Annotated in this window: 37 protein-coding genes; 30 read left to right on the top strand and 7 right to left on the bottom strand. The window is 41.8% G+C overall.

The window, feature by feature from the left end:
- Positions 1–7: 7 nt before the first annotated feature.
- The 29 genes from rplW to RE317_RS06150 all read left to right on the top strand — a co-directional run bounded on the left by rplW (position 8) and on the right by RE317_RS06150 (position 14,725).
- Positions 8–298 carry a 50S ribosomal protein L23 gene (rplW, locus tag RE317_RS06290; RefSeq protein WP_005844851.1) on the top strand — a complete coding sequence of 97 codons (291 nt, stop codon included), beginning with the start codon at positions 8–10 and terminating at the stop codon, positions 296–298.
- 5 nt (positions 299–303) lie between these two features.
- Complete coding sequence (rplB, locus tag RE317_RS06285) at positions 304–1,125, top strand: 50S ribosomal protein L2 (RefSeq protein ID WP_005850640.1); 822 nt, start codon at positions 304–306, stop codon at positions 1,123–1,125.
- A 22-nt stretch (positions 1,126–1,147) separates the two neighbouring features.
- Complete coding sequence (gene rpsS, locus RE317_RS06280) at positions 1,148–1,417, top strand: 30S ribosomal protein S19 (protein WP_002558070.1); 270 nt, start codon at positions 1,148–1,150, stop codon at positions 1,415–1,417.
- A 36-nt stretch (positions 1,418–1,453) separates the two neighbouring features.
- Positions 1,454–1,864: a 50S ribosomal protein L22 gene (gene rplV / locus RE317_RS06275; protein ID WP_005844856.1), complete on the top strand. Its 411-nt coding sequence runs from the start codon at positions 1,454–1,456 to the stop codon at positions 1,862–1,864.
- 6 nt (positions 1,865–1,870) lie between these two features.
- Positions 1,871–2,602 carry a 30S ribosomal protein S3 gene (gene rpsC / locus RE317_RS06270; RefSeq protein WP_005844858.1) on the top strand — a complete coding sequence of 244 codons (732 nt, stop codon included), beginning with the start codon at positions 1,871–1,873 and terminating at the stop codon, positions 2,600–2,602.
- 21 nt (positions 2,603–2,623) lie between these two features.
- Entirely contained in the window at positions 2,624–3,058 is a 435-nt protein-coding gene (gene rplP, locus RE317_RS06265) for a 50S ribosomal protein L16 (protein ID WP_005844860.1), read from the top strand.
- 6 nt (positions 3,059–3,064) lie between these two features.
- Positions 3,065–3,259 (top strand): 50S ribosomal protein L29, encoded by a 195-nt coding sequence (gene rpmC / locus RE317_RS06260; protein ID WP_005844862.1) that lies wholly within the window; start codon positions 3,065–3,067, stop codon positions 3,257–3,259.
- 11 nt (positions 3,260–3,270) lie between these two features.
- On the top strand, positions 3,271–3,528 hold the full coding sequence (rpsQ, locus tag RE317_RS06255; protein WP_005844864.1) for a 30S ribosomal protein S17: 258 nt from the start codon (positions 3,271–3,273) through the stop codon (positions 3,526–3,528).
- Positions 3,529–3,530: 2 nt separating this feature from the next.
- Positions 3,531–3,896, top strand: coding sequence for a 50S ribosomal protein L14 (gene rplN / locus RE317_RS06250; RefSeq protein WP_005844866.1), 366 nt, complete (start codon positions 3,531–3,533; stop codon positions 3,894–3,896).
- Positions 3,897–3,916: 20 nt separating this feature from the next.
- Positions 3,917–4,240, top strand: coding sequence for a 50S ribosomal protein L24 (rplX, locus tag RE317_RS06245; protein WP_005844868.1), 324 nt, complete (start codon positions 3,917–3,919; stop codon positions 4,238–4,240).
- Positions 4,240–4,797, top strand: coding sequence for a 50S ribosomal protein L5 (gene rplE, locus RE317_RS06240; protein ID WP_005844870.1), 558 nt, complete (start codon positions 4,240–4,242; stop codon positions 4,795–4,797). Before rplX ends, rplE begins: the two co-directional genes overlap by 1 nt.
- Positions 4,798–4,803: 6 nt before the next feature.
- Entirely contained in the window at positions 4,804–5,103 is a 300-nt protein-coding gene (gene rpsN / locus RE317_RS06235) for a 30S ribosomal protein S14 (RefSeq protein ID WP_005844872.1), read from the top strand.
- A 57-nt stretch (positions 5,104–5,160) separates the two neighbouring features.
- Positions 5,161–5,556, top strand: a complete 396-nt coding sequence (gene rpsH, locus RE317_RS06230; RefSeq protein ID WP_005844874.1) for a 30S ribosomal protein S8 — start codon at positions 5,161–5,163, stop codon at positions 5,554–5,556.
- A gap of 14 nt (positions 5,557–5,570) precedes the next feature.
- On the top strand, positions 5,571–6,140 hold the full coding sequence (rplF, locus tag RE317_RS06225; RefSeq protein WP_005844876.1) for a 50S ribosomal protein L6: 570 nt from the start codon (positions 5,571–5,573) through the stop codon (positions 6,138–6,140).
- A 21-nt stretch (positions 6,141–6,161) separates the two neighbouring features.
- Positions 6,162–6,503 carry a 50S ribosomal protein L18 gene (gene rplR / locus RE317_RS06220; RefSeq protein WP_005844882.1) on the top strand — a complete coding sequence of 114 codons (342 nt, stop codon included), beginning with the start codon at positions 6,162–6,164 and terminating at the stop codon, positions 6,501–6,503.
- 6 nt (positions 6,504–6,509) lie between these two features.
- The gene (rpsE, locus tag RE317_RS06215; protein WP_005844884.1) at positions 6,510–7,025 is read left to right on the top strand and encodes a 30S ribosomal protein S5; all 516 of its coding nucleotides are present in this window, start codon (positions 6,510–6,512) and stop codon (positions 7,023–7,025) included.
- Positions 7,026–7,034: 9 nt separating this feature from the next.
- Positions 7,035–7,211 (top strand): 50S ribosomal protein L30, encoded by a 177-nt coding sequence (gene rpmD / locus RE317_RS06210; protein WP_005844887.1) that lies wholly within the window; start codon positions 7,035–7,037, stop codon positions 7,209–7,211.
- A gap of 30 nt (positions 7,212–7,241) precedes the next feature.
- The gene (rplO, locus tag RE317_RS06205) at positions 7,242–7,688 is read left to right on the top strand and encodes a 50S ribosomal protein L15 (RefSeq protein ID WP_005844889.1); all 447 of its coding nucleotides are present in this window, start codon (positions 7,242–7,244) and stop codon (positions 7,686–7,688) included.
- Between the two features lie 4 nt (positions 7,689–7,692).
- On the top strand, positions 7,693–9,039 hold the full coding sequence (secY, locus tag RE317_RS06200) for a preprotein translocase subunit SecY (protein WP_005844891.1): 1,347 nt from the start codon (positions 7,693–7,695) through the stop codon (positions 9,037–9,039).
- 10 nt (positions 9,040–9,049) lie between these two features.
- Positions 9,050–9,847, top strand: coding sequence for a type I methionyl aminopeptidase (gene map, locus RE317_RS06195; protein WP_005844893.1), 798 nt, complete (start codon positions 9,050–9,052; stop codon positions 9,845–9,847).
- A 1-nt stretch (position 9,848) separates the two neighbouring features.
- Entirely contained in the window at positions 9,849–10,067 is a 219-nt protein-coding gene (gene infA, locus RE317_RS06190) for a translation initiation factor IF-1 (protein ID WP_002558052.1), read from the top strand.
- Positions 10,068–10,081: 14 nt separating this feature from the next.
- Positions 10,082–10,198 carry a type B 50S ribosomal protein L36 gene (ykgO, locus tag RE317_RS06185; protein WP_002558051.1) on the top strand — a complete coding sequence of 39 codons (117 nt, stop codon included), beginning with the start codon at positions 10,082–10,084 and terminating at the stop codon, positions 10,196–10,198.
- Positions 10,199–10,231: 33 nt separating this feature from the next.
- Complete coding sequence (rpsM, locus tag RE317_RS06180) at positions 10,232–10,612, top strand: 30S ribosomal protein S13 (RefSeq protein WP_005844895.1); 381 nt, start codon at positions 10,232–10,234, stop codon at positions 10,610–10,612.
- 11 nt (positions 10,613–10,623) lie between these two features.
- Positions 10,624–11,013 (top strand): 30S ribosomal protein S11, encoded by a 390-nt coding sequence (rpsK, locus tag RE317_RS06175; RefSeq protein WP_005844897.1) that lies wholly within the window; start codon positions 10,624–10,626, stop codon positions 11,011–11,013.
- Between the two features lie 116 nt (positions 11,014–11,129).
- The gene (gene rpsD, locus RE317_RS06170) at positions 11,130–11,735 is read left to right on the top strand and encodes a 30S ribosomal protein S4 (RefSeq protein WP_008666770.1); all 606 of its coding nucleotides are present in this window, start codon (positions 11,130–11,132) and stop codon (positions 11,733–11,735) included.
- 11 nt (positions 11,736–11,746) lie between these two features.
- Positions 11,747–12,739 carry a DNA-directed RNA polymerase subunit alpha gene (locus tag RE317_RS06165; RefSeq protein WP_005844902.1) on the top strand — a complete coding sequence of 331 codons (993 nt, stop codon included), beginning with the start codon at positions 11,747–11,749 and terminating at the stop codon, positions 12,737–12,739.
- Between the two features lie 3 nt (positions 12,740–12,742).
- Positions 12,743–13,231: a 50S ribosomal protein L17 gene (gene rplQ, locus RE317_RS06160; RefSeq protein ID WP_005844904.1), complete on the top strand. Its 489-nt coding sequence runs from the start codon at positions 12,743–12,745 to the stop codon at positions 13,229–13,231.
- A gap of 410 nt (positions 13,232–13,641) precedes the next feature.
- Positions 13,642–14,067 carry a hypothetical protein gene (locus RE317_RS06155; RefSeq protein ID WP_008666773.1) on the top strand — a complete coding sequence of 142 codons (426 nt, stop codon included), beginning with the start codon at positions 13,642–13,644 and terminating at the stop codon, positions 14,065–14,067.
- A gap of 118 nt (positions 14,068–14,185) precedes the next feature.
- A complete protein-coding gene (locus RE317_RS06150) occupies positions 14,186–14,725 on the top strand; it encodes a hypothetical protein (RefSeq protein ID WP_005844908.1) in 540 nt (179 codons plus the stop codon).
- Positions 14,726–14,819: 94 nt separating this feature from the next.
- Here the strand turns inward: RE317_RS06150 and RE317_RS06145 are convergent, their stop codons facing one another.
- Positions 14,820–16,619 carry a MutS family DNA mismatch repair protein gene (locus RE317_RS06145; protein WP_008666775.1) on the bottom strand — a complete coding sequence of 600 codons (1,800 nt, stop codon included), beginning with the start codon at positions 16,617–16,619 and terminating at the stop codon, positions 14,820–14,822.
- Positions 16,620–16,948: 329 nt separating this feature from the next.
- Here RE317_RS06145 and RE317_RS06140 point away from each other — a divergent pair, with 329 nt between their 5' ends.
- Positions 16,949–17,620: a glycine zipper domain-containing protein gene (locus RE317_RS06140; protein WP_005844912.1), complete on the top strand. Its 672-nt coding sequence runs from the start codon at positions 16,949–16,951 to the stop codon at positions 17,618–17,620.
- Positions 17,621–17,874: 254 nt separating this feature from the next.
- Here RE317_RS06140 and RE317_RS06135 read toward each other — a convergent pair whose 3' ends face one another.
- The 6 genes from RE317_RS06135 to RE317_RS06110 form a co-directional block, all read right to left on the bottom strand.
- A complete protein-coding gene (locus RE317_RS06135) occupies positions 17,875–18,333 on the bottom strand; it encodes a DUF4252 domain-containing protein (protein ID WP_005844914.1) in 459 nt (152 codons plus the stop codon).
- Positions 18,330–18,860, bottom strand: a complete 531-nt coding sequence (locus RE317_RS06130) for a hypothetical protein (RefSeq protein ID WP_008666777.1) — start codon at positions 18,858–18,860, stop codon at positions 18,330–18,332. Before RE317_RS06130 ends, RE317_RS06135 begins: the two co-directional genes overlap by 4 nt.
- Positions 18,847–19,359, bottom strand: coding sequence for an RNA polymerase sigma factor (locus RE317_RS06125; protein ID WP_005844918.1), 513 nt, complete (start codon positions 19,357–19,359; stop codon positions 18,847–18,849). Before RE317_RS06125 ends, RE317_RS06130 begins: the two co-directional genes overlap by 14 nt.
- Positions 19,346–19,840, bottom strand: coding sequence for a DUF4252 domain-containing protein (locus RE317_RS06120; RefSeq protein ID WP_005844920.1), 495 nt, complete (start codon positions 19,838–19,840; stop codon positions 19,346–19,348). The genes RE317_RS06125 and RE317_RS06120 overlap by 14 nt, the downstream gene beginning before the upstream one ends.
- Positions 19,841–20,174: 334 nt before the next feature.
- Positions 20,175–20,903: an SDR family oxidoreductase gene (locus tag RE317_RS06115; RefSeq protein WP_008666780.1), complete on the bottom strand. Its 729-nt coding sequence runs from the start codon at positions 20,901–20,903 to the stop codon at positions 20,175–20,177.
- Positions 20,904–20,913: 10 nt separating this feature from the next.
- On the bottom strand, positions 20,914–22,191 hold the full coding sequence (locus tag RE317_RS06110) for an O-acetylhomoserine aminocarboxypropyltransferase/cysteine synthase family protein (protein WP_005850660.1): 1,278 nt from the start codon (positions 22,189–22,191) through the stop codon (positions 20,914–20,916).
- Between the last annotated feature and the right edge of the window lie 38 nt (positions 22,192–22,229).

The raw sequence follows: 22,229 nt of genomic DNA, 5'->3' as shown, positions 1-22,229 counted from the left end.
TTAGATAATGGGAATTATTATTAAACCGTTGGTTACTGAGAAAATGACTGCAATTACCGAGAAGTTAAATCGATTCGGCTTTATTGTACGTCCTGAAGCTAACAAGTTGGAAATTAAGAGTGAGATTGAAGCTTTGTATAATGTTACAGTAGTAGATGTAAATACGCTAAAATACTCGGGAAAGAGTAAAAGCCGTTACACTAAGTCTGGAATCATCAATGGTCGTACGAATGCTTATAAGAAAGCTATCGTAACATTGAAAGAAGGCGATACTATTGATTTTTATAGCAATATTTAATAAAGATGGCAGTACGTAAATTTAAGCCCACAACACCGGGGCAAAGACATAAAATTATTGGTACTTTTGAAGAGATTACTGCATCGGTACCAGAAAAGTCTCTTGTATTTGGAAAACGCTCAACAGGTGGTCGCAACAACGTTGGTAAAATGACAATGCGCTATATGGGCGGTGGTCACAAGAGAAAATACAGACTTATTGATTTCAAGAGAAACAAAGACGGTGTACCCGCAGTTGTTAAAACTATAGAATACGATCCGAATCGTTCGGCTCGTATTGCTTTGCTGTTTTATGCTGATGGTGAAAAGAGATATATTATTGCTCCTAATGGATTGCAAGTTGGTAGCACATTGGTGTCTGGAGCGAATGCAGCGCCTGAGATTGGTAACGCACTTCCGCTTGAAAACATCCCCGTTGGTACTGTAATTCACAATATAGAATTACGTCCGGGTCAAGGTGCAGCTTTGGTAAGATCAGCTGGTAATTTTGCTCAGTTAACTTCAAGAGAAGGCAAGTATTGTGTGATTAAATTGCCTTCAGGTGAGGTAAGACAAATACTTAGTGCTTGTAAGGCTACTATTGGTAGCGTTGGTAACTCTGATCATGGATTGGAATCTTCCGGTAAGGCAGGTCGTACTCGTTGGATGGGTCGTCGTCCTCGCAACCGTGGTGTTGTTATGAATCCTGTTGATCACCCGATGGGTGGTGGTGAAGGACGCGCTTCAGGAGGTCATCCAAGATCACGTACAGGCTTGTATGCTAAGGGCTTGAAGACAAGAGCTCCGAAAAAACAGTCTTCTAAGTATATTATTGAGAGAAGAAAGTAATAACTGATTAATTGAGTAAATTATGAGTCGTTCATTAAAAAAAGGTCCATATATTAACGTTAAACTTGAAAAGAAAGTGCTTGCTATGAATGAAAGCGGCAAGAAGGTTGTCGTTAAGACTTGGGCTAGAGCTTCGATGATCTCGCCTGATTTTGTAGGGCACACAGTTGCAGTTCATAACGGAAATAAATTTATTCCTGTTTACGTTACAGAAAACATGGTAGGACACAAATTGGGTGAATTTGCACCGACACGTACATTCCGCGGCCATGCAGGTAATAAGAAAAAATAAGCAGGATAATCTGAAGAAATAATAAAGTAATAAATAATGGGAGCAAGAAAAAAAATATCGGCTGAAAAAAGAAAAGAAGCCCTTAAGACCATGTATTTTGCAAAGTTGCAAAATGTTCCTACTTCTCCGCGAAAAATGCGTCTCGTGGCTGACATGATCCGTGGTATGGAAGTGAACCGTGCACTGGGTGTCTTGAAGTTTTCTTCTAAAGAAGCTTCTGCAAGAGTGGAAAAACTGTTGCGCTCTGCTATTGCTAACTGGGAACAGAAAAACGAACGTAAGGCAGAAAGTGGCGAATTGTTTGTAACAAAGATTTATGTTGATGGTGGTGCAACGCTGAAAAGAATGCGTCCGGCTCCGCAGGGAAGAGGTTACAGAATTCGTAAACGTTCAAATCACGTGACTTTGTTCGTTGATTCTAAGAGTACTAATGATAATCAAAATTAAGACTAGATGGGACAGAAAGTTAATCCGATAAGCAACCGTTTAGGAATTATCAGAGGATGGGATTCTAATTGGTACGGTGGCAATGATTATGGTGATGCTTTGTTGGAAGACAGCAAAATCCGTAAATATTTGAATGCCAGACTTGCAAAAGCCAGCGTTTCAAGAATTGTTATTGAACGTACACTGAAATTGGTGACAATTACGGTTTGTACAGCACGTCCGGGTATTATCATTGGTAAAGGCGGTCAGGAAGTTGACAAGTTGAAAGAAGAGTTGAAGAAGATCACGGACAAAGATATTCAGATCAATATCTTTGAAGTGAAGAGACCTGAGTTGGATGCTGTTATTGTTGCTAATAATATCGCTCGTCAGGTAGAAGGTAAGATTGCCTATCGCCGTGCCATCAAGATGGCTATCGCTAATACAATGCGTATGGGCGCTGAAGGTATCAAAGTGTTGATTTCAGGACGTTTGAATGGAGCAGAAATGGCCCGTTCTGAAATGTATAAAGAAGGAAGAACTCCGTTGCATACTTTCCGTGCAGATATTGACTACTGTCATGCAGAAGCTTTGACTAAAGTTGGTTTGCTGGGTATTAAAGTATGGATTTGCCGTGGTGAAGTGTATGGTAAGAGAGAATTAGCGCCCAACTTTACTCAGACTAAAGAGAGTGGTCGTGGTGGTAATGGCAACAATAACGGTGGTAAGAACTTCAAAAGAAAGAAAAACAATCGCTAACGGATTTGAATTTTAGGAATTATGTTACAACCGAAAAAGACAAAATTCAGAAGACAGCAGAAGGGCAGTCAGAAAGGAAATGCTCAAAGAGGAAACCAATTGGCTTTCGGCTCATTTGGTATTAAATCTTTGGAGACTAAATGGATTACAGGTAGACAAATTGAAGCTGCACGTATTGCGGTAACAAGATATATGCAACGTCAAGGACAGATTTGGATCCGTATTTTCCCGGACAAACCTATTACTCGCAAGCCTGCTGATGTGCGTATGGGTAAAGGTAAAGGTGCTCCTGAAGGTTTCGTTGCTCCGGTTACTCCGGGTCGTATTATCATCGAGGCAGAAGGTGTTCCTTATGAGGTAGCTAAAGAAGCTTTGCGTCTTGCAGCACAGAAGCTTCCTGTTACTACTAAGTTTATAGTTAGACGTGATTACGATGCTCAAAATCAAAATGCTTAATTTATTATGAAGATTGCAGAAATTAGAGAAATAGCTACCAATGAATTGGCAGAAAGAATTGAAGCTGAAGTAGCCAATTACAATCAGATGGTTTTAAATCATTCTATCTCTCCGCTGGATAATCCTGCACAGATTAAAAAGTTACGCAGAACGATTGCGCGTATGAAGGCAGAATTGCATCAGAGAGAACTTAACAAATAATAATGGTCCTCATGGAAGCTAGAAATTTAAGAAAAGAAAGAACAGGTGTTGTAGTAAGCAATAAGATGGATAAGACCATTACTGTTGCTGCTAAGTTTAAAGAAAAACACCCTATTTATGGTAAGTTCGTTTCTAAAACGAAAAAATACCATGCTCATGATGAAAAGAATGAATGTAATGTAGGTGATACAGTACACATCATGGAAACTCGTCCTTTGAGCAAAACTAAGAGATGGAGATTGGTTGAAATAATTGAAAGAGCTAAGTAATTATGATACAAGTAGAATCCAGACTTACAGTGTGTGACAACAGTGGCGCTAAAGAAGCTCTTTGTATCCGCGTATTAGGCGGTACGAAGAGACGTTACGCTTCTGTAGGGGATGTCATTGTAGTTTCTATCAAGAGTGTAATCCCCTCTAGTGATGTTAAAAAAGGTGCAGTATCAAAGGCTTTAATTGTACGTACTAAGAAAGAAATCCGTCGTGCTGATGGTTCTTATATTCGTTTTGATGATAATGCTTGCGTATTGTTGAATAATGCAGGTGAAATTAGAGGAAGTCGTATTTTTGGCCCTGTTGCAAGAGAGTTGCGTGCTGCAAACATGAAAGTGGTATCACTTGCACCTGAAGTACTTTAATTTTGTAAAAGATTTAAGTAATGAGTAAATTACATATAAAAAAAGGCGATACAGTTTACGTAAACTCTGGTGAAGATAAAGGTAAAACTGGCCGTGTGCTGAAAGTTCTTGTTAAAGAAGGACGTGCACTTGTAGAAGGTATCAATATGGTATCGAAAAGTACCAAACCTAATGCAAAGAACCCTCAGGGTGGTATCGTAAAGCAGGAAGCTGCTATACATATCTCAAACTTGAATTTGGTTGATCCTAAAACAGGCAAGCCAACACGTGTGGGAAGAAGAGAAAGTTCTGATGGTAGAACATTTGTTCGTTATGCTAAAAAATCAGGAGAGGAGATTAAATAATGAGTAATACTGCTAGCCTTAAGAAAGAATATGCAGAGCGCATTGCGCCTGCATTAAAGAATCAGTTCCAATATTCTTCAACAATGCAGATCCCCGTACTTAAGAAGATTGTTATCAATCAAGGATTGGGTATGGCTGTTGCTGATAAGAAGATTATTGAAGTTGCTATTAATGAGTTAACAGCAATTACTGGTCAGAAAGCTGTTGCAACAGTTTCACGTAAAGATATCGCTAACTTTAAGTTACGTAAGAAAATGCCGATTGGCGTAATGGTGACTTTGCGTCGTGAAAGAATGTATGAGTTCCTTGAAAAACTTGTTCGTGTTGCTTTGCCACGTATTCGTGACTTCAAAGGTATCGAAAGCAAGTTCGATGGAAGAGGTAATTATACATTGGGTATTCAGGAACAAATCATTTTCCCTGAAATAAATATCGATAGTATTACTAAAATTCTCGGAATGAATATTACCTTTGTAACTTCTGCTCCGACAGATGAAGAAGGTTATGCTTTGTTGAAGGAATTTGGTTTACCGTTTAAAAACTCAAAAAAAGATTAATATATTATGGCAAAAGAATCAATGAAGGCTCGTGAAGTAAAAAGAGCCAAACTTGTAGCCAAATATGCTGAAAAACGTGCTGCGTTGAAAAAGATTGTCAACTCAGGTGATCCTGCTGAAGCTTTTGAAGCTGCTCAGAAATTACAGGCTATTCCTAAGAATGCTAATCCTATTCGTTTGCACAACCGTTGTAAATTGACCGGTCGTCCTAAAGGCTATATTCGTCAGTTCGGAATTTCAAGAATTCAGTTCCGCGAAATGGCTTCTAATGGTTTGATTCCGGGCGTAAAGAAAGCAAGCTGGTAATTCTTTTTATTTTTAAATATTGTCAGGGTAGTCCTGATTAATTTAATTTATTATTATATGACAGATCCAATCGCAGATTATCTCACCAGATTGAGAAATGCAATTAGTGCAAAGCACAGAGTAGTAGAAGTGCCTGCCTCAAATTTGAAAAAGGAAATCACTAAGATCCTTTTCGACAAAGGCTACATTCTGAACTACAAGTTTGTAGAAGATGGTCCTCAAGGAACTATCAAAGTGGCTTTGAAGTACGACTCAGTAAACAAAGTAAATGCTATTAAGAAGCTTATTAGAGTTTCTACTCCGGGTTTACGTAAGTATACGGGTTACAAAGACATGCCGAGAGTTATTAATGGTTTAGGTATTGCTATAATATCTACTTCCAAAGGTGTAATGACTAACAAAGAAGCTGCTGAACTGAAAATCGGTGGTGAAGTTCTTTGTTACGTATATTAATAGGAGGATAAGCAATGTCAAGAATAGGAAAATTACCCATTAGTATTCCCACTGGAGTAACAGTTACTCTGAAGGATAATGTAGTTACTGTAAAAGGTCCTAAAGGCGAACTTAGCCAATTTGTTGATCCTTCTATCAATGTTGCAATTGAAGATGGACATGTGATGTTGACAGAAAACGAAAACGCGATGTTGGATAACGTAAAACAAAGACATGCTTTTCATGGCTTGTATCGTTCTTTGGTTAACAACATGGTTATTGGTGTTTCTGAAGGTTATAAGAAAGAACTGGAACTTGTCGGTGTAGGTTACCGTGCTTCAAACAATGGTAATATTATTGATTTCGCTTTGGGTTATACTCATAATATCTTTATGCAGTTACCTCCTGAAATCAAGGTAGAAACTAAGTCAGAAAGAAATAAGAACCCTCTTATTATATTGGAATCTTGTGACAAACAACTGCTGGGTCAGGTTTGTTCAAAAATACGTTCTTTCCGTAAGCCGGAACCTTATAAAGGTAAAGGTATTAAGTTTGTTGGCGAAGAAATTCGTAGAAAGTCTGGTAAGTCAGCCGGTGCTAAATAATTTACATAAAATTGTATTATCATGACAACAAAATTAGAAAGACGAATCAAGATCAAATATAGAGTACGCAATAAGATTTCAGGTACTACTGAACGTCCGCGTATGAGTGTGTTTAGAAGTAACAAGCAGATTTACGTTCAAGTTATCGATGACTTGTCTGGTAGAACTTTGGCTGCAGCTTCATCTTTGGGAATGGAAGCTATGCCTAAGAAAGAACAGGCTGCTAAAGTTGGTGAACTGATTGCCAAGAAGGCTCAGGAAGCTGGTATTACGACTGTCGTATTCGACCGTAATGGTTACTTGTATCATGGGAGAATAAAAGAAGTAGCTGACGCTGCTCGTAACGGTGGACTTAAATTTTAATCAATTATGGCAGTTAATAATAGAGTTAAGATAACTAACGATATAGAGTTAAAAGACAGATTGGTTGCTATCAACCGTGTTACAAAGGTAACAAAGGGTGGTAGAACATTCAGCTTCTCTGCAATTGTCGTTGTTGGAAACGAAGACGGTATTATTGGTTGGGGCCTTGGTAAAGCAGGTGAAGTAACAGCTGCTATTGCTAAAGGTGTTGAAGCAGCTAAAAAGAACTTGACTCGTGTTCCTGTATTGAAAGGTACAGTTCCTCATGAACAGTCGGCTAAATTTGGTGGTGCTGAAGTATTCATCAAGCCGGCTTCTACCGGTACTGGTGTGGTAGCAGGTGGTGCGATGCGTGCTGTTTTGGAAAGTGTGGGTGTTACAGACGTTTTGGCTAAGTCAAAAGGTTCTTCTAATCCGCACAACTTGGTAAAAGCTACTATTTTAGCTTTGGGCGAGATGAGAGATGCCCGTATGGTTGCTCAGAACAGAGGCGTAAGTATGGAAAAAGTATTTAGAGGATAAGGAGGAATTATGTCAACTATTAAGATTAAACAAGTAAAAAGTAGAATTGGTGCTCCTGCTGATCAAAAGAGAGTACTCGATGCGCTGGGACTTCGCAAGATGAATCGTGTGGTTGAGCACGAAGCAACTCCTTCTATTCTGGGAATGGTTGAAAAGGTAAAACACCTGGTTGCCATCGTTAAGTAATTCATTGTTAATAAAAAAACTAATTACGATATGAATTTAAGTAATTTAAAACCTGCAGAAGGATCTACAAAGACTAGAAAAAGAATTGGCCGTGGCCCGGGATCTGGTTTGGGTGGTACTTCTACAAGAGGTCATAAAGGTGCTAAATCAAGATCAGGTTATTCAAAGAAGATTGGTTTTGAAGGTGGACAGATGCCTCTTCAACGTCGTGTTCCGAAGTTTGGTTTTAAGAATATTAACCGTGTAGAATATAAAGCTATTAACCTTGAAACTATTCAGAAATTGGCTGAAGCTAAGAATCTGACTAAGGTAGGTATGAATGACTTTATTGAAGCTGGTTTCATTTCTTCTAATCAATTGGTAAAAGTACTAGGTAACGGTAGTTTGACTACTAAGCTTGATGTGGAAGCTAATGCTTTTTCAAAGAGTGCGGTAGCTGCAATCGAAGCTGTTGGTGGTAATGCAGTAAAACTCTGATTCAATGAGAAAATCTATTGAAACATTAAAGAATATATGGAAAATTGAGGATCTGAGACAAAGGATCCTCATTACTATATTATTTGTTGCAATTTACAGGTTTGGTTCTTACGTGGTTCTGCCAGGTATTAACCCTGCTATGTTAACTCAGTTGCATAAACAAACGAGTGAAGGTTTGTTAGCCTTGTTAAACATGTTCTCTGGAGGAGCGTTTTCCAATGCATCTATTTTTGCATTGGGAATCATGCCATATATCTCGGCATCAATTGTAATTCAGCTTTTGGCGATTGCTGTTCCCTACTTTCAGAAAATCCAGCGTGAAGGTGAAAGTGGTAGAAGAAAAATCAATCAGTATACTCGTATATTGACAATTGCAATTTTGGTTTTCCAAGCTCCCTCATACTTGCTTAACCTTAAGATGCAAGCCGGACCATCACTTAATGCTTCATTAGATTGGACATTCTTTATAATTACTTCTACCATCATTTTGGCAGCTGGAAGTATGTTTATTCTGTGGCTTGGAGAAAGAATAACAGATAAGGGGATAGGTAATGGTATATCATTCATCATTTTGATTGGTATTATTGCCCGTCTGCCACAATCTTTATTCCAGGAGTTTGTTTCTCGTCTGGCTTCTCCGGGTGCAGGTGGTATCATCATGTTTTTGTTGGAAATAGTATTTTTGTTGTTCGTTATTGCAGCAGCAATTTTGCTGGTTCAAGGCGTCCGCAAAGTTCCCGTACAGTATGCGAAACGTATTGTAGGAAACAAACAATATGGTGGTGCAAGACAATATATTCCTTTAAAGGTGAATGCTGCGAATGTAATGCCTATCATCTTTGCCCAGGCAATCATGTTTATCCCTATTACATTGGTAGGTTTCTCAAATGCTGCAACAGCAAGTGGTATTGTACGTGCATTTGTAGATCATACTAGCTTCTGGTATAATTTTGTTTTTGCAATATTGATTATTGTGTTTACATACTTCTATACTGCAATAACAATTAATCCTAACCAGATGGCAGAAGATATGAAGAGAAATAATGGTTTTATTCCGGGAATAAAACCAGGTAAGAATACAGCTGAGTATATAGATGCGATCATGTCTCGTATTACTCTGCCGGGTTCTATATTCTTGGCTCTTGTAGCCATCATGCCTGCATTTGCCGGTATTTTTGGAGTAAAAGCTGAGTTCGCCCAGTTCTTCGGTGGTACATCCTTATTGATTCTTGTAGGTGTTGTATTGGATACACTCCAACAGGTAGAAAGTCATTTGCTGATGCGCCATTACGACGGATTGTTAAATTCCGGAAGAATCAAGGGGCGTGCTGGTAATGTTGCTGCATATTAATTAGTCTGAGATGATATTTCTTAAGACAGATGATGAGATAGAGCTGCTTCGTCAGAGTAACCTACTTGTAGGTAGGACTCTGGCTGAAGTTGCTAAATTGATAAAACCCGGTGTGACAACTAAGGAACTTGACAAGGTGGCTGAAGAGTTTATTAGAGATAATGGAGCTGTTCCTACTTTTAAAGGTTTTCCCAATCAGTATGGTGATCCGTTTCCCAGTACCTTGTGTACTTCGGTAAATGATCAGGTTGTACACGGTATTCCCAATGATATCCCTTTGAAAGAAGGTGATATTGTTTCTGTTGATTGTGGTACTTATATGAATGGGTTTTGTGGGGATTCAGCTTATACCTTCTGTGTAGGAGAAGTTGATCCTGAGGTCTTGAAACTTTTGAAGACAACAAAAGAAGCTTTATATTTAGGTATAGAGAATGCCATTCATGGAAAGCGTTTGGGTGATATAGGTTTTGCTGTCCAGCAACATTGCGAGGCTAATTCCTATGGTGTGGTAAGAGAATTCGTAGGTCATGGTATTGGAAAAGATATGCATGAAGATCCGCAGGTACCCAATTATGGAAAAAGAGGATACGGCACTCAGTTGAAAAAGGGTATGTGCATTGCCATCGAACCGATGATAACATTGGGTTCCCGCCAGATAGTAATGGAAAGAGATGGATGGACAGTGCGTACACGCGATAGGAAATGTGCCGCTCACTTTGAGCATACAGTTGCAATAGGAGTTGGGAAGGCAGATATTTTGTCCTCATTTGAATATGTCGAACAAGTATTAGGAGATAAAGCAATTTAATATGGCAAAGCAATCCGCAATAGAACAAGATGGAGTTATAGTTGAAGCATTGTCTAATGCAATGTTTCGTGTTGAGCTAGAAAACGGGCATGAGATTACTGCTCATATCTCTGGCAAGATGAGAATGCATTACATTAAAATATTACCCGGGGATAAGGTCAGAGTAGAGATGTCTCCTTATGACTTATCTAAAGGAAGAATCGTTTTTAGATATAAATAAAAAAGAAATAAGATATGAAAGTAAGAGCATCATTAAAGAAACGTACGCCGGAATGCAAAATCGTTAGACGAAATGGCCGTTTGTATGTTATTAACAAGAAAAATCCTAAGTATAAACAACGTCAAGGATAATTTATTATTTTTGCAAAAAAAATAATTTAGTATATGGCTATAAGAATAGTTGGTGTAGATTTGCCTCAGAATAAGAGAGGCGAGATTGCGTTAACCTATGTATATGGTATTGGACGCAGTAGTTCAGCAAAAATCTTGGATAAGGCTGGTGTTGACAGAGATGTGAAAGTAAAAGACTGGACAGATGACCAGGCTGCTAAAATTCGTGAAATCATTGGTGCTGAATACAAAGTAGAAGGTGATCTTCGTTCAGAAGTGCAATTAAACATTAAGCGATTAATGGATATTGGTTGCTATCGTGGTGTACGTCACCGTATTGGTCTGCCGGTTCGTGGCCAGAGCACTAAGAACAACGCTCGTACACGTAAGGGAAGAAAGAAAACAGTTGCAAATAAGAAAAAAGCTACTAAATAATAATTGTTGATATGGCAAAAAAAACAGTCGCAGCTAAGAAGAGAAATGTGAAGGTTGACGCTAATGGACAGTTGCATGTTCATTCTTCATTCAACAACATCATTGTATCTCTGGCAAATAGTGAAGGTCAGATTATCTCATGGTCTTCTGCAGGTAAGATGGGATTTAGAGGTTCTAAGAAGAACACTCCTTATGCAGCACAGATGGCTGCACAAGATTGCGCTAAGGTAGCGTTTGATCTTGGCCTGAGAAAGGTGAAAGCTTATGTAAAGGGTCCTGGAAACGGACGTGAGTCTGCTATCAGAACTGTTCACGGAGCTGGTATCGAGGTTACTGAAATTATTGATGTAACTCCGCTTCCGCACAACGGTTGTCGTCCTCCGAAAAGAAGAAGAGTTTAATAGATAACCTATTTTTATATGTAACTTGATTTTGTTAATAATGGATTGCACTTCCTTTCTGTAATCGCGGCTGCAACAAATTAAGTTCATTAGTAACAATTAAATTAGAAAAAGAAATGGCTAGATATACTGGACCAAAATCAAGAATTGCCCGTAAATTCGGTGAAGGAATCTTTGGAGCAGATAAAGTTTTATCTAAGAAGAATTATCCTCCCGGACAACATGGTAACAACAGAAGAAGAAAGACTTCTGAGTATGGTGTCATGTTGGCAGAAAAACAAAAAGCTAAATATACTTACGGTGTATTGGAAAAACAATTCCGTAACCTGTTTGAAAAGGCTGCAAGTGCTAACGGTATTACCGGTGAAATCTTGTTGCAGAGTTTAGAGGCTCGTCTTGACAACGTGGTGTTCCGTTTGGGTATTGCTCCGACTCGTGCTGCTGCCCGTCAGTTAGTAAGTCACAAGCACATTACAGTAGATGGAAAGGTAGTTAATATTCCTTCATTCTCTGTAAAACCCGGTCAGATTGTGGGTGTACGCGAAAGATCTAAATCTTTGGAAGTGATTGCTAATTCACTTGCAGGATTCAATCACAGCAAATATCCTTGGTTGGAGTGGGATGAAACTTCTAAGGTAGGTAAGTTGTTACATATACCTGAAAGAGCAGACATTCCTGAAAACATTAAAGAACACTTGATCGTTGAATTGTACTCTAAATAATAATTAATTTCATGGCGATATTAGCATTTCAAAAACCTGATAAAGTATTAATGTTGGAAGCGGACTCCAGATTTGGAAAATTTGAGTTCCGTCCACTCGAACCCGGTTTCGGTATTACCGTAGGTAATGCTTTACGCCGTATTCTTCTTTCTTCATTGGAAGGATTTGCAATCAACACGATTAAGATCGAAGGTGTAGAACATGAGTTCGCATCTGTACCCGGTGTTAAAGAAGACGTGACCAACATTATCTTAAATCTGAAGCAAGTCAGATTTAAGCAAGTAGTAGAAGAGTTCGAAAATGAAAAGGTAAGCATTACCGTTGAGAATTCTAGTGAATTTAAGGCAGGTGATATAAGTAAGTATTTGACTGGATTTGAAGTGTTAAATCCTGAATTGGTTATTTGCCATTTAGATTCAAAAGCAACAATGCAGATGGACATTACCATTAATAAAGGTAGAGGGTATGTTCCGGCCGACGAAAACCGCGAATATTGTACCGATGTTAATGTAATTCCTATCGATTCTATTTACACACCGATACGTAATGTAAAATATCAGGTGGAAAACTTCCGTGTTGAACAGAAGACTGACTACGAAAAGCTGGTATTGGAAATTACTACCGATGGTTCCATTCACCCGAAGGAAGCTTTGAAAGAAGCCGCTAAAATATTGATTTATCATTTCATGTTGTTCTCTGATGAAAAGATTACTCTTGAAACATCCGATGTGGACGGCAATGAAGAATTTGATGAAGAAGTATTGCACATGCGCCAGCTGCTTAAGACTAAGCTTGTTGATATGGACCTCTCAGTTCGTGCCTTGAACTGCTTGAAAGCTGCCGATGTGGAAACATTGGGTGACTTGGTACAGTTCAACAAGACAGATCTGTTGAAGTTCAGAAACTTCGGTAAGAAATCGCTCACGGAGCTTGATGATTTGCTCGAGGGTCTGAATCTGTCGTTTGGAACCGATATCTCTAAATATAAATTAGATAAAGAATAAAAAATGAGACATAATAAGAAATTCAATCATTTAGGTCGTACTGCTTCTCATAGAAGTGCTATGTTATCTAACATGGCTTGTTCTTTGATCAAGCACAAAAGAATCACTACGACTGTTGCAAAGGCTAAAGCTTTGAAGAAATTCGTTGAGCCTTTAATTACAAAATCTAAAGACGACACAACTAATTCACGTCGTGTTGTATTTAGCAACTTGCAAGATAAGTTTGCTGTAACGGAGTTGTTCAAAGAAATCTCTGTAAAAGTAGCAGATCGTCCGGGTGGTTATACTCGTATCATCAAAACAGGTCATCGTTTGGGTGATAATGCTGAAATGTGCTTTATCGAATTGGTAGATTACGATGAAAACATGGCTAAGACTGCAACTGCTAAGAAAGCAACTCGTACTCGTCGTTCTAAGAAGAGTGCAGCCGCTACAGAAGCTCCTGCAGCACCGGCAGCTGAAACTACAGAGGAAGCCCCTAAAGCTGAATAATCTGTAATCATCATATATATAAAAGCCATAGCTATAAAAGCTGTGGCTTTTTTTATTTTATGCCCTGACCGGCAGTAATGAGAAAACAAGCTGTGAGGCTTCTGTCCACATGCATATTACTTGTTCTGTTTACAAAAGTTTTGATACGGACGAGGCATGCAGAACAAGAACAGCTTTTAATTTAAAGTCGGAATTAGAAACATCGAATAATTCCTTCAAAACCGTCATAGATAGGTAACCTGTTGCTTTTCAGGAAGAAACCATGAAGGAATTGAGAACCGATCCTTCATAATTTTGGATAATCCTTCATAGCTCCCTTAAAACAAAATACCTTTGATATGTGTTAATTATTGTATGAAATGAAACCTAAAACGCTATTTATGTTATCTTTGTAAACCAAACAGTAAGCAATGAAAGGATTTGTTACAGTCATATTATTTTTTCTGTTTGCCTTGGCTTTTGCCGGAACAGAATATGTAGATGCAGTTCCAGCTGCATCAATGACGGTATGTACTGTACAGCATACGGATACTACTCCGCAGCACTCCATCAATGAAGATCGTGTCATTCCCTTGGATAGCAATAAGGGAATAGCAGATATGGAGTTTGGGGACGCTCATACTTTAGCACATCGTGTCAGTGCCTCTGCAGAGCGCATGTACCGTTTTTCCTCCATGGAGACTACCCAATTTATCAAAATTTTGTTGCGTAAGATGGCCGCCCGGATGGCCAGTCTTGCAAGCTGTCATACCCATGTGTATGCCTCTTCCCATTCCCTTCCCTGGGATAGTGCTTGCGAGCACTATATCTTTGGTATGAGGCGCATTCTTATTTAGCTTTTATTCTTTTACCAATTTGTTTTTCATGGTTCTGTCTTGCCGGGTGATTGGCGAGATGTGACCTTGGTATGAATTATTGTATTTTTAATTAGTAAAGAATAAAATTTAAATTATTATGAGTAATACAGTTTCTACTGAAGCAACCTTGTTTTCAACAACACACCCTGATGTCGTAAAACGTACTAGTGTTTCTTCTATTATCATATCCGCTATCCTTTGTGTGATAGGTGCGGGTGCATTTGCAACCTCTTTAAAGATGGGGGATTCCTCATCCACCATGAGCATGGTGCTTATGGCCGGTGGAACCATTTTGTTTCTGTGGGCCGTATTCCGCTTTTTCTGGCGAGGCAAGGAATGGGTGTATGCACCTACCGGCAGCGTAGCTAAAGAAGGGACCTGCTTCTTTGATGTATGCGATTTACAGGCTTTGACGGACGCGTTGGAGAAAAAAGGTTTTGAAACCAGGAATGACGTGAAAGTAAAGACAAACGGAAACGTACGTATGGACTATATGATTTCTCAGGACAAGAAATTCGTTGCGGCCCAGCTGTTCCGTTTCATCCCCTATACATACGAACCTGCATCTTCTGTGTTTTATTTCACGGGAGATGATGCAAGTGCGTTTGTACATTGCTTGGAAACAAGTGAATTTTGATTTTCTATGACTCTTTATGTTATGAAATAAGGTGTGCCTGTGAAGGTCTGCTTTATTTGCTTAAGACGTTAATGTGATAAATTGTCGGGTGGGGTTAGTCGTTGATGATTAGCCCCATCTTTTTCATCAGGAAGCAGGCATTCATATTTTGTGCGATACCTTCACGGAGTTTGTATGAAAAAGTCAGTTCATCGTTGGTAATATCAGCTTCAAAGCAATAATTCCGTATCTCTTTGGGGAAATATTCTATTAGTTTCCCTAATAGCAGGTCGTGTGTGGCAATGATGCCATTCGTCTTCAGTTCCATCAGTTGGCGTACCAGGGCGAATGAGCCTTTCTGCTTGTCCATCGAGTTGGTTCCTTTTAAAATCTCATCCAGAATGATGAACAACTCCTCTCCCTTATTCAGGCGGTCTATAATTTGTTTCAATCGTTTTAGTTCGGCAAAGAAGTAAGATTCGTTGTCTGTCAACGAATCGGAAGTCCGCAAGCTTGTCACTAGTTTGGCAGGATATATTTCAAGGGAGGAACAGCATACGGGGCAGCCGGTACATGCCAATACATAATTCACTCCGATTGTACGCAGATAAGTACTTTTTCCTGCCATGTTGGCTCCTGTGATGATGACAAAGAACGGTCTTGAGGGGATATCGGCATCATTGGTCACACATTGCCGTGCAGGCATCAGGGGATGTCCCATATCCTTTGCAAGGAATACAAAAGGCTTGCCGGCAATGGTCGGATAGGTGTATGCGGGATGGTTGCCGGCAAATGTCGCCAGAGAACAAAGAGCATCAATGTCACCCAATACGTCCAGCCAGTGGAGCAGATATTTTCCATATTTGTGCCTCCATTGCTCAATGCGCATTACCTGCCGGAGTTGCCAGAACATGGAACCTTCCAGCAAGACATATAGCAGTTGGTTGTTGCGCAAGTCCAGTTTGTCCAGTTCCCGTGAAAGCTCTTTCAAGATATGGGTGGTGGATTTCCCGTTCATGCCGAATTCAGCTTTCAGGTGTCTGAGTAGCGGAGCGTTCATTTCCCGGTTTTCTATCAGGCTGATCAGTTCGGCGTAGATAGACAGGATACGTAATTTCTTGTCATACACTCTTTGCAGGTTGCTGACAGGCTTTATCAGTCCGAAACTACCTATCACGAACAGTCCGAAGGCCAGTCCGAACCATGTCATCGGAATGACCCCCGCCACTCCCAGCATAGCCAGTACGATGTTGACTCCGGGAACGATTCCCAATAACGGGCGGCTCCACCATTTCTTGCTGAAATAGGCAGGTGCTTCCGTCCACTCTTTAATTTCTTCGCGGTCGCTTGTCGCCCCTTTGTAGAGCAGGCCGGTGATCCGGAATGTTTCCCGGAAATCGGAATAAGCAGCCAGTTCCTTTGTCGCCTCCTGCCGTTGGATTATCTCTTCCTTTATCTCCAGATGATTTTGCAACCATTCTGCCAGTTTTTCCTTTCCGAATGAAGTGCAGGTACGGTTCAAGGCCTGGAACAAGGAGTGCCTTCCGAACAAGTCTAGGTCAAAAGAATACCTGTGGGCCGGGTTTGTGAATTCCTTTCCGTCCTCAAAAGGCTCATAGTTGTCCGCCAGTGCGGAAAGCTCGTCACTATTCACCCGTATGCAGGTTTCCAGCCAGTCTTTGCGGAAAAACAACCGGTTGTGATACTTCACCAATGCCAGAAAAGGAACGAAAGTGACCGCTATGGTGAGACATATAGTGGTTGTTCCTGCCTGATAGAAGTAGATTGTTCCTATAATCCCTGCTGCAAATAACAAGACCCTCAGCGTGCTGATGCGGAGAATCTTATTTTTTACCTGGCGGAGTTCTGCCTCAGCCTGTTCAATGCGCTGTTCGTATTTTGCTTTCAATTCCATAATGATAGGTTATAAATATTTCCTTGCCATACCGGGCGCGGTTTTGCAGCGGAGAGGGGAAGCCTTCTGCGGCGATGCAAGGGTATGGCGAAGAACTTTTCATTTGTTTTCCGGCAAATATATAGAAAAAAAAACGTCTCCTTCTGTTTCTTGTGTTATTTAGACTTATCTTTTCATTTTAGGAAGAAGAGCCTTCCATCCGGAATGATGGCGGTTAGACCGGTGAGGATGCATGACAGGAAATGAAATTTTAACATAGCCGATGAACTCATTGTCAATAGGAAAAAGTATATTTGTCTGTCTGATAAAGATTATAAACTACTTGGGGTATGAGAAAAATGATATTCATTTTATGCATTCCGACCGCTTTGCTTTCGGCTTGCTCACCATCCGGAATGCAAGGCAATCCGGCGGCAGTACAAGCCGGTGCGGCCATCGGCGGAGTATTAGGCGCTATTGTGGGTGACAGGGCCGGCGGATACAACGGTTCGCAATTCGGCGCCCTGCTGGGAACTGTAACGGGGGCTGCTGTGGGAAATGCCATAACTACACCTCGGGAGGAAACTTATCAGGTGGAGGAGTATTACGTAAAGACTTATCCTTCTTCTTCGCAGTATGAGCACACTTCCTCTTATGAGCCTTCATCGGGATTGAGGATTATCAACCTGCGTTTTATCGATGATAACCGTAACCATGTTATTGATGCGGAAGAAGACAGCAAACTGGTGTTCGATGTGGTGAATGATGGTGATGTGCCCGCTTACAATGTTACTCCGGTAATAGAGGAAATGAGCGGCATGAAACATATTTTGATTTCACCTTCGGCTCAGATTGCCTATATGCCTGTCGGGAATCAGATAAGGTACACGGCCACCATTCGTGGAGGCAGGAAGTTGAAAACAGGCCAGGCGCAATTCCGTGTTTTTGCAACAGAGAGCAACGGGGCGGTGACCGAAGCGCATGAGTTTACTTTGCCTACCCAAAAACGGATAAAGAAATAAGTTCCTTCATTGGCGGGGCTTCTACGGGCGGATAACCCTTTTCCGGAGATAACGTAAGCATTCGCAGCCCTATTGTTAAGCCTTTCCGACCGTCCGGTTACTATCTCCAAAGCCTGCGGAGTTATCTCCATAGCCTTTGGAGTTAACTTCGCAAGCTTTGGAGATAACTCCATAGTGCTATGGAGATAGTATATATCCTTTCTTCAGACCTTAGCAGGCGGGAGAAAAGGCCTTAGGGTGGGGGATGTGTGGAGTTACTCCTTGTTGATGATGCCTTGTATCTCTTGCAGGGTCAGATTTCCTGTGATGGCGATGATGGTAAATTCATTTTTTTCCTGACTCATCAATACAAATTCCTTTTCTTTGTTTTTGTTCCGTTTCAGATAAATAATGGTCTTTTCGCCTTCATCGTTTATGCGCATCAGTTCCTCGTAGCCGTTCTTGGGACTGATGAAAGCTGTCTCTTTTTTCAGCTTGGCGATAATGTCGGGTTTTTCACAACTTAGAATCTGGATGTTATCCAGTTTGGAGGCTACTTCGCCTATATTTACCCCTTCCGTTTTCATGTCGGGCATCAGGCTGAGCATGGCTTTTGAGATATAGACAGAGGTTACCCCGTCCATATCAGCGAACTTGTCGAAAAAACTGTCCTGTGCGTAGGTGAACAGTGAGCACAGAGAGAGCAATAAGGTAATGATATATGTACGTTTCATTGTTTTATGTTATTTAATCGGTTTAATTGTTCGTTTACGTTCTCTTGAATTTTTCCGGTGGCTTCCTGCACCGATTCCACTTTTTCTATTCCTTTATTCAGGCTGCTGGAAAGCATGATAAGTGCCTTCTGGGCCTGTACGTATGCTTCTTCGGGGGTGGCGCAGGTATCTTGCGGTGCCGGATAGGGCTTGTATAGGTACAGTCCTACGGAGAGCAGGATGAGCAGGCTGGCGGCTATGCTCCCTATCCATTGCAAGCGGAGGGTCCGTGTATGTTTTTTTATTTTCAGCGTGCGTTTTTCGCCTGTGTCCCATTGGTCTATCTTGCGGCTCAGCCTGCTTTCCAGTTCTTCCGGTATTTCGGGAGCGGGCTGTGCTGCCAGTTGCATGAAGATTTCCTTCTCGGCAAGTAAATGAGCCGGAACGTCCTCTTCGGTAAAAAAGTGTTTCAGTTCCTTTTCTTCGGTTTCGCTGGTTTCTCCATCGTAATACCGGGCCAATAGTCTTTCTATTTCATTTACTTTCATAGTTCATTATTGCATTATATTGTTCACGTATCTTTTTGCGGGCGCGGCTCAGCAACACACGTATGTTGATGGCATTCAGTCCTGTGGCTTGCTCTATCTCCTCAAAGGAGCAGTCATTGACATCACGGAGCAGAATCACCCGCTTTTGTTGCTCTGGCAGTCTGCCGATGAGCCGGCGTACCTGGTTCACCTCATCCCGTTGTTCCACTTCCCGCGCTATGTTGGTGTCCGTAGGGAGGTTCAGCTCTTCGGGTGCATGTCCGTCTTCATCGGGCCGGCTCCTGCGGAGGGCGTCGTAGCACAGGTTCTTGACAAGGGTGACGCAGTAGGCTTCGGTATTCAGCACGCCCGCCAGCTCATCGCGCTTGTTCCACAATTTCAGATACGCCTCCTGCACCATATCTTCCGCCTCCTGAGGGTTTTCTGTCAGCCGGAAGGCTGTCCGGTAGAGTTTGCGGTGGTAAGGCAGGAATTGTTGTTTAAACTCAGCGGCGTCCATGCTTCTTCTTATTTGTTGTCTGATCGTTTATAAGTTGGGCAATATCTTGTTTGCGTATTTTTCCGTTTACTTGTATCAGTGAGCATTCATCATCCTCTATGATAGCGATGAGCAATTCCCGGATGACCTCCTTTTTCATTCTCATTTGTATGTGTATGCGTTCTCCATCTTCATTCATTTGCATCAGCGTTTCGTAGCCGTTGTTGGACAATGCCTCGAATTGTCGTGAAAAGCGTTGCTTTACGTCCGGTGAGCACTCATCCAGATCTAGTATTTTGGCGGAGCGTATTTTGCTTGCTATTTCTTTGCCCTCATCATTATAAGGATAAAACATTTTTCCTATAAACATGAGGAAAGGGGATGCACTGACATATTCAGCATTTTTTTCCCGGCGGAACTCATCAAAGAGTGCTGCTGAATTTTGTGCAAGACTAATCTGACATCCTAAGACTAGCAATAGAGTAAATACAAACTTTTTCATGGTTTTATTTTGTTTTTGTTCATAACTGAATTTGTTTTTGAAAGCACTTTCAATCAGATAGACGGGGGAAGCGGGAAAGTTGTTACAAAGGGAAAAGAATTTTTTTAAGTTTCTATGTTTGTAAAGTGGTTCCGCTTTACAAAGAAAGCATCATTCAATAGCCTGTTTGATCTTTCATCAGCATGAGCACAGGCTGTGCCGGTTCCCTTGACCGATTCCTTTCATTCAGGTAATTCCAGGGGGGAACGAAGAAACCCTTGCCTTGTTTACAAATCTTTCACAAGTTCAGGATGAGAACAAGAGGCTTTCTTATGAAATGATATGGGGTGGAGGATTATTGGTTCCGCACGGGCAGCCTCACCCATAGCCATCCGGGAATCAGTTTCCAGAAAAACACCAGCATCTGATAACGCCGGTCTATGACAGCTACTCTTTTCCTTCGGGAGATGGCTCTTACAATTTGTGATGCCACGTAGGGAGCATACATCAGCAGCGGGTATTTGTCATCTTTCAACAGAGGGGTGGCGACAAATCCGGGACGGATGTCGGTGAAGGAAATGTGTAGCTTGTTCATGTGCGCCAATTGGTCCAAAGCATCCAGATAGGTGTTTTGAAACCGTTTGGTCGCTGAATAGGCAGGGGCGGATCCCAGTCCCTTGGTGCCTGCTATGGAACTGATCACCGCTATATGTCCTTTGCCTTGCTGTTCGAAATAGTGATAGGCGGCATTGACCATCCGTATGAATCCCGAAACATTGGTGGCTGCGGTCTGTAATTCTATATCGGGGCAGAGTGAAAGATTTTGTTTGCCTATGCCCGAACTGAGCAGGAACACATCCATGCCGCCGGTTTTCATAATCAGTTGCTCCAATAAGGCAGGGGCATCCTCGCGGGTGACATCTATCCGCTGGGTACATACCTGTCCGGGAGCGGACTGCCGGAGCTTTTCCAGTTCTTCCTCTCTACGTCCTGCCACGCCTACCTGCCAGCCGGTTTTCAGATAGCATCGCGCCACTTCCAGTCCGATGCCGGAAGTGGCGCCAATGATAATGATTCTTTTCATCCGCTTCGCCTTATTGTAAAGCTTGTTCAATATCGGCAATGATGTCGCTTACATTCTCAATACCTACCGACAAACGGATCAGGTCCGGAGCGACTCCCGCTTCGCGCAACTGCTCGTCGGTGAGCTGGCGGTGAGTATGGCTGGCGGGATGCAGTACGCAGGTACGTGCGTCGGCCACATGGGTTACGATGCAGATGAATTTCAGCCTGTCCATAAATTCTATCGCTTCCTCACGGGTTCCGTTCAAGCCGAAAGCGATGACACCGCACGAGCCGTTTGGCATGTATTTCTGTGCCAGATCATAGTATTTGCTGCTTTTCAGTCCGCAATAGTTCACCCATTTCACTTTCGGGTTGGCTTCCAGCCATTCGGCCACTTTCTGTGCGTTTTCGCAATGACGGGGCACGCGCAGGTGCAATGTTTCCAATCCCAGATTCAGCAGGAACGCATTTTGCGGAGACTGGATGGAGCCGAGGTCACGCATCAGTTGGGCGGTTGCTTTCGTCATGTAAGCCATTTTGCCGAACGCTTTGGTATAAGTCAGTCCGTGATAAGATTCGTCGGGCTGGGTCAGACCGGGGAATTTGTCCGCATGGGCTTCCCAGTCAAAGTTGCCGCTGTCCACAATGGCGCCTCCTACACTGGTGGCATGACCGTCCATGTATTTGGTTGTGGAATGGGTGACGATATCCGCTCCCCATTCAAACGGGCGGCAGTTGATGGGAGTGGCGAAGGTGTTGTCCACAATCAAAGGCACACCGTGTTTGTGTGCGATACGTGCGAACTTTTCGATGTCCAGCACGTCGATGCTCGGATTGGAGATGGTTTCGCCGAACAACGCTTTGGTATTCGGGCGGAAAGCCTTGTCTATTTCCTCCTCGGATGCATTGGCGTCAATGAAGGTACACTCGATGCCCAGTTTTTTCAGCGTGACGCCAAACAGATTGAATGTACCTCCGTAGATGGTAGACGAGCATACGAAGTGGTCGCCTGCCTGACAGATATTGAAAATGGCATAGAAGTTGGCAGCCTGGCCGGACGAGGTCAGCATAGCACCCACACCGCCTTCCAATGCTGCGATTTTTGCGGCGACGGCATCATTGGTGGGGTTTTGCAAGCGTGTATAGAAATATCCCGAATCTTCCAGATCGAACAGACGCGCCATCTGTTCGCTGGTGTCATACTTGAATGTGGTACTTTGATAAATAGGCAAAACGCGCGGTTCGCCTTTTTTCGGAGTCCAGCCTGCCTGTACGCATAAGGTCTCCCTGCTATACTTCTTATCCATGTTTATATTGTTATTAAAATTACATATTCATTTATTTC

Origin of the sequence: Phocaeicola sp. GP0067 (genome assembly GCF_031119655.1) — a bacterium.
GTDB classification, from domain to species: domain Bacteria; phylum Bacteroidota; class Bacteroidia; order Bacteroidales; family Bacteroidaceae; genus Phocaeicola; species Phocaeicola vulgatus.
Note: the sequence above shows the minus strand (reverse complement) of the source record. Positions and strands in the feature narration are given on the sequence as shown.

Bases quoted from the DNA above. Each gene is read 5' to 3' on its own strand.
- secY (WP_005844891.1), top strand. From the start codon at position 7,693: ATGAGAAAATCTATTGAAACATTAAAGAATATATGGAAAATTGAGGAT.
- RE317_RS06110 (WP_005850660.1), bottom strand. From the start codon at position 22,191: ATGGATAAGAAGTATAGCAGGGAGACCTTATGCGTACAGGCAGGCTGG.
- rpsC (WP_005844858.1), top strand. From the start codon at position 1,871: ATGGGACAGAAAGTTAATCCGATAAGCAACCGTTTAGGAATTATCAGA.
- RE317_RS06140 (WP_005844912.1), top strand. From the start codon at position 16,949: ATGAGAAAAATGATATTCATTTTATGCATTCCGACCGCTTTGCTTTCG.
- RE317_RS06120 (WP_005844920.1), bottom strand. From the start codon at position 19,840: ATGAAAAAGTTTGTATTTACTCTATTGCTAGTCTTAGGATGTCAGATT.
- rplN (WP_005844866.1), top strand. From the start codon at position 3,531: ATGATACAAGTAGAATCCAGACTTACAGTGTGTGACAACAGTGGCGCT.
- rpsQ (WP_005844864.1), top strand. From the start codon at position 3,271: ATGGAAGCTAGAAATTTAAGAAAAGAAAGAACAGGTGTTGTAGTAAGC.
- RE317_RS06165 (WP_005844902.1), top strand. From the start codon at position 11,747: ATGGCGATATTAGCATTTCAAAAACCTGATAAAGTATTAATGTTGGAA.
- RE317_RS06125 (WP_005844918.1), bottom strand. From the start codon at position 19,359: ATGGACGCCGCTGAGTTTAAACAACAATTCCTGCCTTACCACCGCAAA.
- map (WP_005844893.1), top strand. From the start codon at position 9,050: ATGATATTTCTTAAGACAGATGATGAGATAGAGCTGCTTCGTCAGAGT.
- RE317_RS06145 (WP_008666775.1), bottom strand. From the start codon at position 16,619: ATGGAATTGAAAGCAAAATACGAACAGCGCATTGAACAGGCTGAGGCA.
- RE317_RS06155 (WP_008666773.1), top strand. From the start codon at position 13,642: ATGAAAGGATTTGTTACAGTCATATTATTTTTTCTGTTTGCCTTGGCT.
- infA (WP_002558052.1), top strand. From the start codon at position 9,849: ATGGCAAAGCAATCCGCAATAGAACAAGATGGAGTTATAGTTGAAGCA.
- rpsE (WP_005844884.1), top strand. From the start codon at position 6,510: ATGGCAGTTAATAATAGAGTTAAGATAACTAACGATATAGAGTTAAAA.
- rpsK (WP_005844897.1), top strand. From the start codon at position 10,624: ATGGCAAAAAAAACAGTCGCAGCTAAGAAGAGAAATGTGAAGGTTGAC.
- rpsS (WP_002558070.1), top strand. From the start codon at position 1,148: ATGAGTCGTTCATTAAAAAAAGGTCCATATATTAACGTTAAACTTGAA.
- rplE (WP_005844870.1), top strand. From the start codon at position 4,240: ATGAGTAATACTGCTAGCCTTAAGAAAGAATATGCAGAGCGCATTGCG.
- rplB (WP_005850640.1), top strand. From the start codon at position 304: ATGGCAGTACGTAAATTTAAGCCCACAACACCGGGGCAAAGACATAAA.
- rpsD (WP_008666770.1), top strand. From the start codon at position 11,130: ATGGCTAGATATACTGGACCAAAATCAAGAATTGCCCGTAAATTCGGT.
- rplQ (WP_005844904.1), top strand. From the start codon at position 12,743: ATGAGACATAATAAGAAATTCAATCATTTAGGTCGTACTGCTTCTCAT.
- rplV (WP_005844856.1), top strand. From the start codon at position 1,454: ATGGGAGCAAGAAAAAAAATATCGGCTGAAAAAAGAAAAGAAGCCCTT.
- rplO (WP_005844889.1), top strand. From the start codon at position 7,242: ATGAATTTAAGTAATTTAAAACCTGCAGAAGGATCTACAAAGACTAGA.
- rplR (WP_005844882.1), top strand. From the start codon at position 6,162: ATGACAACAAAATTAGAAAGACGAATCAAGATCAAATATAGAGTACGC.
- rplF (WP_005844876.1), top strand. From the start codon at position 5,571: ATGTCAAGAATAGGAAAATTACCCATTAGTATTCCCACTGGAGTAACA.
- rpsH (WP_005844874.1), top strand. From the start codon at position 5,161: ATGACAGATCCAATCGCAGATTATCTCACCAGATTGAGAAATGCAATT.
- ykgO (WP_002558051.1), top strand. From the start codon at position 10,082: ATGAAAGTAAGAGCATCATTAAAGAAACGTACGCCGGAATGCAAAATC.
- RE317_RS06150 (WP_005844908.1), top strand. From the start codon at position 14,186: ATGAGTAATACAGTTTCTACTGAAGCAACCTTGTTTTCAACAACACAC.
- rplP (WP_005844860.1), top strand. From the start codon at position 2,624: ATGTTACAACCGAAAAAGACAAAATTCAGAAGACAGCAGAAGGGCAGT.
- RE317_RS06135 (WP_005844914.1), bottom strand. From the start codon at position 18,333: ATGAAACGTACATATATCATTACCTTATTGCTCTCTCTGTGCTCACTG.
- rpmD (WP_005844887.1), top strand. From the start codon at position 7,035: ATGTCAACTATTAAGATTAAACAAGTAAAAAGTAGAATTGGTGCTCCT.
- RE317_RS06115 (WP_008666780.1), bottom strand. From the start codon at position 20,903: ATGAAAAGAATCATTATCATTGGCGCCACTTCCGGCATCGGACTGGAA.
- rpsM (WP_005844895.1), top strand. From the start codon at position 10,232: ATGGCTATAAGAATAGTTGGTGTAGATTTGCCTCAGAATAAGAGAGGC.
- rplW (WP_005844851.1), top strand. From the start codon at position 8: ATGGGAATTATTATTAAACCGTTGGTTACTGAGAAAATGACTGCAATT.
- rplX (WP_005844868.1), top strand. From the start codon at position 3,917: ATGAGTAAATTACATATAAAAAAAGGCGATACAGTTTACGTAAACTCT.
- RE317_RS06130 (WP_008666777.1), bottom strand. From the start codon at position 18,860: ATGAAAGTAAATGAAATAGAAAGACTATTGGCCCGGTATTACGATGGA.
- rpmC (WP_005844862.1), top strand. From the start codon at position 3,065: ATGAAGATTGCAGAAATTAGAGAAATAGCTACCAATGAATTGGCAGAA.
- rpsN (WP_005844872.1), top strand. From the start codon at position 4,804: ATGGCAAAAGAATCAATGAAGGCTCGTGAAGTAAAAAGAGCCAAACTT.